We start from the raw sequence: 7503 nt of genomic DNA, 5'->3' as shown, positions 1-7503 counted from the left end.
CATGCGGGATCGCCGACGAAGTCTCCGCCTGGCTGCCACGCTCGCCGTCTCGGGGCTCCTGTTCGGAACGGCCGGCTGCGGCTCCGGTTCCGGCAGCGCCCGGGCCGGCGACCCGAACACCCTGGAGGTGTGGACCCGGAGCGATCCGGAGTCCGCCAAGACCTACGACCGGGTGTTCGCCGCCTTCACCGAGAAGACCGGCATCAAGGTCGACTACCAGCCGGTCATGAACTTCGACCAGCAGTTGCAGAGCCGCGCATCCGTCAAAGACCTGCCGGACGTCATGATCAACGACACGGCCCTGATGGGCAGTTACCAGTCTCAGGGCCTGCTCAAGCCCATCGCCCCGGCCTCGATATCCGGACATGACGAGATCACCGCCAAGTCCTGGTCGTCCACCGTGGGCCGCGACGGCAGGCACTACGGCATCCCGTACTCCCGCCAGGCCATGACGCTGTTCGTCCGCAAGGACTGGCGCGAGAAACTCGGCCTGCCGCAGCCGAAGACTTGGCAGGACACCCTGGCCCTCGCCAAGGCGTTCGCCACCCGCGACCCGGACGGGGACGGCAAGAAGGACACCTACGGCATGGTCGTCCCGGGCAGCGCGCAGAACGGCTACGTCGCCTGGTGGGGCGCCAGCTATCTCTGGCAGGGCGGTGTGCAGATCCTCCGGAAGGAGGGGTCGGGCTACCGGCCCGCCATGGACTCGGCGGCCGCCGTGCGCACCGTCACCTGGATGAAGAAGAACCTCTTCTGCGGCGACAGCGGTGTCATCCAGCCCAGCGCCCTCACCTCCGTCACCGCGAACACCACCAACTTCCAGGACGGCAACGCCGGGATGTACCTCACCGGCCCGTACAACATGTCCACGTTCGACAAGGCGCTCGGCAAGGACAAGTACGAGGTGCTGCCGGCGCCCACCGGCCCGGCGGGCAACAACAACGTCCTCGCCGACGGCGAGAACATCTACTTCGGCGCCCGGACCGGCAAGGCGAAGCAGGAGCGAACGCTCGCCGCGTTCCTCGTCTCCCCCGAGGGCCAGGAGCTCGCCATGACCGGCGACCACCAGCCCGTCGTGCGCATTCCCGTCAACTCCACCCTCGACGCGGCGAAGGTGCGCGACGACCCCCGCTGGAGCGTGGTGCAGAAGGCGTACGAGACCGCCTCCGTGCAGTTCCCCAACGCGCCGAACTTCGCCCCGATCAAGCAGGACACCGCCGACGCGCTCAACGCGATCTTCACCTACTGCGGCAGCGACGTCGGCTCCGGCCTGAAGGAACTCAACGACACCCTCGCCGGTGACCTCAAGGACCAGGACCTGTTGAAATGACCGCGACCGTGACGACACCCGGGCCGCGCAGAGCCCGGATCATCAGCAAGAAGGCCGTACTGCCCTGGCTGTTCCTCGCCCCGGGGCTGCTGCTGGCCCTCGTCTTCAAGTTCCTGCCGATGGGCAAGGGCGTCTGGCTCAGCTTCTTCGACGTACGGCCCTTCCTCGGTGACAAGTGGGTCGGCCTCGACAACTACACGCGGGTCCTGACCGACCACCGCTTCCAGGACGCCATCGGCCACACCCTGGTCCTCGGCATCGGCATGTCCCTCGGCGGGATCGTCGTCGGCTCCGCGCTGGCGCTGCTGCTGGAGGGTCAGGCCCGCTCACTGAAGATCATCCGTACCGCCGTGTTCCTGCCCGTCGTCACCGCCACCGCCGTGGTCGGCGAGATGTGGCGGCTGATGTACTACCCGACGTCCGACGGCCTGATCAACAGCGGTCTCGGGCTGTTCGGGCTGGGACCGGTGCCCTATCTGGACAATCCCGACACGGCGTTGTGGGCCACGATGGCCATGGGCATCTGGATGCTCGCCCCGTACAACATGGTGATCATCCTCGCGGGCCTCGCGGGCGTGGACCGCTCGCTGTACGAGGCCGCCGCGATGGACGGCGTCTCGCTGTGGCAGCGCCTGCGCCACATCACACTGCCCGCCATCCGGCCCGCCCTCGGCATCGTCCTCACCCTCGCCGCCATCCGCGGACTGCGCGTCTTCACCGAGGTGTACGTCCTCACCGGCGGCGGCCCGGCCGGCTCCACCGACGTGTGGATGACCCGCGCCTACACCCTCGGCTTCACCCGTAACGACATCGGCGGCGCCTCGGCCGCCTCCGTGGTCCTGCTCTGCGTGACGCTGCTGCTCACCGTCACGGTCAACTACCTCCGCAAGAGGGGAGACGTGAAATGAGCGCCCCTGCCATCGAGCCCGTCCGGACCCCGGTGACCGCCTCCCCCACACGGAAGTCCGCCGGGAGGCAGCGCACCACCCCCGCCCGTTTCGACACCGCCCTCGGCTGGAGCGACCGGCCGGGACCCGCCTGGGTGCTGCGCGTCCTGCTCTGTCTGCTCGCCCTGGGGGTCTTCGCGGCACCGTTCCTGACGATCTTCTCCGGTTCCTTCAGCGAGAAGGCCAGCGGTTCGTCGCTGTCGTTCCTCCCCCACCATCCGACCCTGCTGAACTTCGAGGTCGCGGGCGAGCGCGGCATCTGGGACTACTTCGGCAACTCGCTGGTCATCGCGGGCGGCGGGCTGCTGCTCCAGCTCGCCGTGTGCACACTGGCCGCCTACGCGCTGGCCCGGCACAGGTTCCGCGGGCAGGCGCTGATCCTGACCCTGTTCATGCTGACGATGATGCTCCCCGAAGAGGTCATCGCCATCCCGTTGTCGCTGGTCCTCGGGCATGTGCCCGTGCTCGGCGTCGACCTCAAGGGCACGGTCTGGGGCGTGATCCTGCCGCTCGGTGCCTGGGGCTTCTCGGTGATGCTGCTGACGGAGTTCATGAAGGACATCCCGACCGAGATCGAGGAGGCCGCCCGCATCGACGGCGTCGGCGAGCTGCGGATGCTGTGGCAGGTCATCCTGCCGCTGTGCAAGCCCGCACTCGGTGTGGCCGGGGTGCTCGGCTTCATCATGATCTGGGACCAGTACCTGCTGCCCCTGATCGCCGCCAAGGACCCCACCGACTACACGGTCACCGTCGCCCTGTCCATCCTGCGCACCGACCCCGAGGTCGGCTCCGGGGTGGTGCTGGCCGGTGCGGTCATCGCCCTGATCCCCAGCCTGATCGTCTATCTGCTCCTGCAGCGCTCGCTGGTCACCGGCATCGCCGCCGGTGCCACCAAGGGCTGACACCCGACCCCCCACGTTTGAGGGAGACATGAAGTTCCACGGAGTGCTGTTCTTCCCGGTCACGCCGTTCGCGGCGGACGGTTCACTGGACGAGGAACGGCTGGCCCAGCACATCGAGTCGGGTGTCGCCGCGGGCGCGGGAGGTGTGTTCGTCGCCTGCGGCACCGGTGAGTTCCACGCGTTGTCGGCCGAGGAGATCGAGCGGGCCACCCGGGTCGCCGTCGAGACCACGGCCGGACGTGTACCGGTCCTCGCCGCGGCCGGCGGCCCCACCCCGGTCGCCCGCGACCAGGCCGCCCGCGTCGAACGCGCCGGCGCCGACGGCATCCTGCTGCTGCCGCCCTACCTCGTCAGCGCCCCGCAGCAGGGCCTCGTGCGCTACGTAGAGCAGGTCATCGCGGCCACGGACCTGCCTGTCGTCTTCTACCAGCGGGGCACCGCCCGGCTCACCGCCGAGACGGCCGCCGAGATCGCCGCCCTGCCCGGGGTCGTCGGCCTGAAGGACGGCATCGGGGACATCGAGCGGATGCACCGCATCGTCCGCGCGGTGCGAGCCGTGCCGGGGACCGAGGACTTCCAGTTCTTCAACGGGCTGCCCACCGCCGAGATGACCGCGCCCGCCTACCAGGGCATCGGCGTGGAGCTGTACTCCTCGGCGGTGTTCGCCTTCGCCCCGGAGATCGCCCTGGCCTTCCACCGCGCCCTCGCCGAGGGCGACGACGCCCTGGTCTCGCGGCTCCTCGACGAGTTCTACGGCCCGCTGGTCGCCCTGCGCGACGAGGTCCCCGGGTACGCCGTGTCGCTGGTCAAGGCCGGGGTGACCCTGCGCGGCCTGGATGTCGGCGGCGTACGGGCGCCCCTGCTCGATGCGACGCCGGAGCACATCGCCCGGCTCGCGAAACTCCTCGATCACGGCCTGGAGGTGGCCGCCGCATGAGTGCCACGCGCATCCGCGAGCTGATCGTCACCCCGATCGCCTTCGGCGACCCGCCGCTGCTCAACTCCAACGGCGTGCACGAGCCGCTCGCCCTGCGGATCATCCTCCAACTGGTCCTGGAGGACGGCACGGTGGGGCTCGGCGAGTCCCCGGGGGGTGCGGCCCGCCTGGAGCGGCTGCACGCCGCCGCGAAGGTCGTCGTCGGCATGGACGTCTTCGACACCACCGCCGTGTCGGCCGCTATCGACGCGGCGCTGCTGCCGTCCGTGGCGAGCTCGCACGAGCGCGGCTGGACCACCTCGGCGGTCGAGGTGGCCTGCCTGGACGCGCAGGGCAGGCTGCTCGGCCGTCCGGTCAGCGACCTGCTGGGCGGCAGGGTCCGGGACGCGGTGCCGTTCGCCGCGTACCTCTTCTACAAGTGGGCCGAGCACCCCGCGCTCGACGGCCGCGCGGCGATCGGCGACGACTGGGGCGAGGCCCTCGACCCGGCAGGCATCGTCGAGCAGGCCCGGCTGATGCAGGAGCGCTACGGCTTCCGGTCGTTCAAGCTCAAGGGCGGCGTCTTCCCGCCCGACGAGGAGATCGCCGCGATGCGGGCTCTGGCGGAGGCCTTCCCCGGGCAGCCGCTGCGGCTGGACCCGAACGTAGCGTGGACGGTGGAGACGTCGAAGTACGTCGCCCGTGAACTCGACGGCGTGCTGGAGTACTTGGAGGATCCGACCCTGGGCGTCCCGGGGATGGCGGAGGTGGCGAAGGACTCCCCCATGCCGCTCGCGACCAACATGTGCGTGATCGCCTGGGAGCATCTGAAGCCGGCCGTGGAGCAGGACGCGATCCAGGTCCTGCTCACCGACCACCACTACTGGGGCGGACTGCGCCGCACCCGTGAACTGGCCGCCGTGTGCGAGGCGTTCGGGCTCGCCCTGTCGATGCACTCCAACTCGCACCTGGGCATCAGCCTCGCCGCGATGACCCATGTCGCCGCGGCCATCCCCAACCTCGACCACTCCTGCGACACGCACTACCCGTGGAACTCGGCGGACGACGTGATCGTGCCGGGCGTACTGGAGCTGCGCGACGGGGAGGTCCAGGTGCCCACCGGGCCGGGACTGGGGGTCGAACTCGACCACGACCGGCTGGAACGACTGCACCGGCGGTACGTCGACTCGGGAATGCGCAGCCGGGACGACACCGGTTACATGCAGCGGTTCCGGCCGGAGTACGAATTGAAGCTCCCCCGCTGGTGACAGCTGTGCGTGACGCGCACGAAGTTGAACGCGGTTGTACGGAACGTGCCTTCTGCTGCCCTCGTTCGACCGGGACCGGCACGCCCCAAACGCCACACCGCGCCACCCCTTCCGACGCGTAGAAATATCTACGAGCATGGCTACGGCCGGGCGGCACGCGGAACCCCGCGGGCCACCGGCCCGTGTCCAGCGCGCGCCCGACCGCGGCGCCACCGACTGTGCCTGGGGTGGCCATGCAGAGCGTCATGTGGAAGCAAGCCGTCGAGTGGCTCGCCGCAGCCGCCACGGACCCCAAGGAATGCAAGCGGGAGTGGGACTACGGCGCGGGGACCATGCTCGTGGAGGCCGGGCGGTACTGGGACGTGCTGAGCGTTCCCGACCGGCTCGGCCTGCTCGCGCTGGACATCCTGTGGCGCGATCCGCTGAAGGTGCCCGGCCCCACCCTGGTGGACTGCGCCGCGCGCAGAGTGGGGTTCTTCCTGCCGCCCGATCCGGTCAGCGAGTGGATCGGCTTCGGCGTACGGCACGTCGGCCGGGGCTCCTGGGTCGCCGTGCCGCCGCCGTACCGGCCCGCCGGCCGGCTGGAATGGCTCGTGCCGCCGGACGGCACCGGCGCCCTGCACACTCCCGGCCCGCTCGAATCGGCCCTGCGGGAGGCCAACGGAACCCTCGCGGTGCTGGCACCGGTCAGCGCGGAGCCGGTGGTGACGGACGGCTGGTGAGGCGGGCGCCGGACGACGACCCGGCCGCCCCCGGGTGCCGGCCGGAGGCCGGGCGGGTCGCGGGTGCGGCCGGGCCCGGGTGCCGGCCGGCCGCCGGGTGAGGGGTGGCGGCCGGACGAGGGGTGGCGGGGACGACCGGTCCCATGTGCCGGCCGGTGGTCCACGCGGGGATGGCGGTCCAGGTCTCGCTGTCGGCCGGCGCGGCGAAGGAGACCCACTGGCCGTCGCGGTGCTCCGGAACCGCGTGGCCCCGCGCCTCCCACTCGGCGACCAGAGCCGCGTAGATCGGCGGATGTCCCGCGTATCCGCTGGTGAGTTCGGCGTACGAGCGGGGCACCGCGTCGTTCCCCGGACGGCGCCGCGCCGTCTCCGTGCTGTCCATGCCGGGGAAACGCGGCGCCGCGCGCCGGTGGTACGCGGGCCGGACCCCGTCCGTCGGGTCGAGTGAACCCGTCACCCGGACGGCGGCACGCTGGTACCGGACAAACATCCAGTCAGGCGGTCGCCCGTTCAGAACGTCTCACCCCGGGTCCGAAGGAATTCTCGACCGGGGCCGACGCGTCCGGTAACACTGGCCTCACCCCGAAACCGGTACGACGGCAGGGAGAGGCCATGTCACAGCGCCCTGACCTCACGCGGCGCAGGGCCGTGCTGGAGCACGAGTGGTCCCGTTGGGTGCCGCGGCTGAGCGTCCCGGGCACGCGGCCCGGCGGCACCGCGGCACTGCGCCACGAGGTGAGCGAGTCCTGGGCGCGTTCGCTGGGCAGCGTCGACCCGGGCCGCGACAGCGCCCCCGTGACCGACGACGGCCGGGTGCACCAGCGCTGGACGTCGTCACCGCTGTACGGGCCGGTCTCCGCTCTCGCCGGGGAGCTGCACAGCATCGCCGAGGACGCCGGGTTCGTCACGGCGGTCACCGACGAGTCCGGCACCATCCTGTGGACCTGCGGCGGCCCGACCATGCGCCGCAGGGCCGAGCGGGTCAACTTCGCGCCCGGCGGCCGCTGGGACGAGCAGGCCATGGGCACCAACGCGCTGTCCCTCGCCCTGCGCACCGGCCGTCCCAGCTCCGTGTTCTCGGCCGAGCATCTGGTGTCGGCCCTGCACGGCTGGGTCTGTTACTGCGCGCCCGTGCACGGCAGGGACGGCAGCGTCCTCGGCGTACTGGACCTGTCCACGACCTGGGACCGGTCGCACCCCCTGGCCATGTCCACCGTCCGCAGCCTGGTGTCGACGATCGAGGCCCGCCTGAGCACGGAGGTGTCCCGCCCGGCCCGGCTGCGGCTGACGTGCCTGGGCACCGAGCGAGCCGTGCACGAGGGTCGCCCACTCCCCCTGCGCCCCCGGCAGTTGGAGATCCTCACCCTCCTCGCGCTCGAACCCGACGGTTTCTCCCCGGAACGGCTGCGCGCGGCCCT

Annotated in this window: 8 protein-coding genes; 7 read left to right on the top strand and 1 reads right to left on the bottom strand. The window is 71.1% G+C overall.

Annotated elements, in window-relative coordinates; genetic code table 11:
- The first annotated feature begins 1 nt into the window (after position 1).
- From ABT116_RS37280 to ABT116_RS37255, 6 genes are all read left to right on the top strand, one after another.
- Complete coding sequence (locus tag ABT116_RS37280) at positions 2–1330, top strand: ABC transporter substrate-binding protein (RefSeq protein ID WP_351643481.1); 1329 nt, start codon at positions 2–4, stop codon at positions 1328–1330.
- A complete protein-coding gene (locus ABT116_RS37275; RefSeq protein WP_351643476.1) occupies positions 1327–2238 on the top strand; it encodes a carbohydrate ABC transporter permease in 912 nt (303 codons plus the stop codon). The genes ABT116_RS37280 and ABT116_RS37275 overlap by 4 nt, the downstream gene beginning before the upstream one ends.
- On the top strand, positions 2235–3179 hold the full coding sequence (locus ABT116_RS37270) for a carbohydrate ABC transporter permease (RefSeq protein ID WP_351643472.1): 945 nt from the start codon (positions 2235–2237) through the stop codon (positions 3177–3179). Before ABT116_RS37275 ends, ABT116_RS37270 begins: the two co-directional genes overlap by 4 nt.
- Positions 3180–3207: 28 nt before the next feature.
- Positions 3208–4116: a 5-dehydro-4-deoxyglucarate dehydratase gene (locus tag ABT116_RS37265; protein ID WP_351643469.1), complete on the top strand. Its 909-nt coding sequence runs from the start codon at positions 3208–3210 to the stop codon at positions 4114–4116.
- Positions 4113–5363: a glucarate dehydratase family protein gene (locus ABT116_RS37260; protein WP_351643466.1), complete on the top strand. Its 1251-nt coding sequence runs from the start codon at positions 4113–4115 to the stop codon at positions 5361–5363. Before ABT116_RS37265 ends, ABT116_RS37260 begins: the two co-directional genes overlap by 4 nt.
- Positions 5364–5596: 233 nt before the next feature.
- Positions 5597–6085: a hypothetical protein gene (locus ABT116_RS37255; protein ID WP_351643487.1), complete on the top strand. Its 489-nt coding sequence runs from the start codon at positions 5597–5599 to the stop codon at positions 6083–6085.
- Here ABT116_RS37255 and ABT116_RS37250 read toward each other — a convergent pair.
- The gene (locus ABT116_RS37250; protein ID WP_351643464.1) at positions 6051–6575 is read right to left on the bottom strand and encodes a hypothetical protein; all 525 of its coding nucleotides are present in this window, start codon (positions 6573–6575) and stop codon (positions 6051–6053) included. The genes ABT116_RS37255 and ABT116_RS37250 overlap by 35 nt on opposite strands.
- A gap of 122 nt (positions 6576–6697) precedes the next feature.
- Between ABT116_RS37250 and ABT116_RS37245 the strand changes: the two genes are divergently transcribed.
- Positions 6698–7503, top strand: an 806-nt coding sequence (locus ABT116_RS37245) for a sigma-54-dependent transcriptional regulator family protein (protein ID WP_351643461.1), incomplete at its 3' end; no start/stop codon positions are given.

The sequence above is a fragment of the Streptomyces sp. NPDC002130 genome (assembly GCF_040296465.1).
In the GTDB taxonomy this organism is placed as follows: Bacteria; Actinomycetota; Actinomycetes; order Streptomycetales; family Streptomycetaceae; genus Streptomyces.
The sequence above is the reverse complement of the archived record's forward strand: the minus strand, read 5'-3'. Positions and strand labels throughout refer to the sequence as shown.

Coding starts and splice junctions, on each gene's coding strand:
- ABT116_RS37280 (WP_351643481.1), top strand. CDS start 2: ATGCGGGATCGCCGACGAAGTCTCCGCCTGGCTGCCACGCTCGCCGTC.
- ABT116_RS37275 (WP_351643476.1), top strand. CDS start 1,327: ATGACCGCGACCGTGACGACACCCGGGCCGCGCAGAGCCCGGATCATC.
- ABT116_RS37270 (WP_351643472.1), top strand. CDS start 2,235: ATGAGCGCCCCTGCCATCGAGCCCGTCCGGACCCCGGTGACCGCCTCC.
- ABT116_RS37265 (WP_351643469.1), top strand. CDS start 3,208: ATGAAGTTCCACGGAGTGCTGTTCTTCCCGGTCACGCCGTTCGCGGCG.
- ABT116_RS37260 (WP_351643466.1), top strand. CDS start 4,113: ATGAGTGCCACGCGCATCCGCGAGCTGATCGTCACCCCGATCGCCTTC.
- ABT116_RS37255 (WP_351643487.1), top strand. CDS start 5,597: ATGCAGAGCGTCATGTGGAAGCAAGCCGTCGAGTGGCTCGCCGCAGCC.
- ABT116_RS37250 (WP_351643464.1), bottom strand. CDS start 6,575: ATGTTTGTCCGGTACCAGCGTGCCGCCGTCCGGGTGACGGGTTCACTC.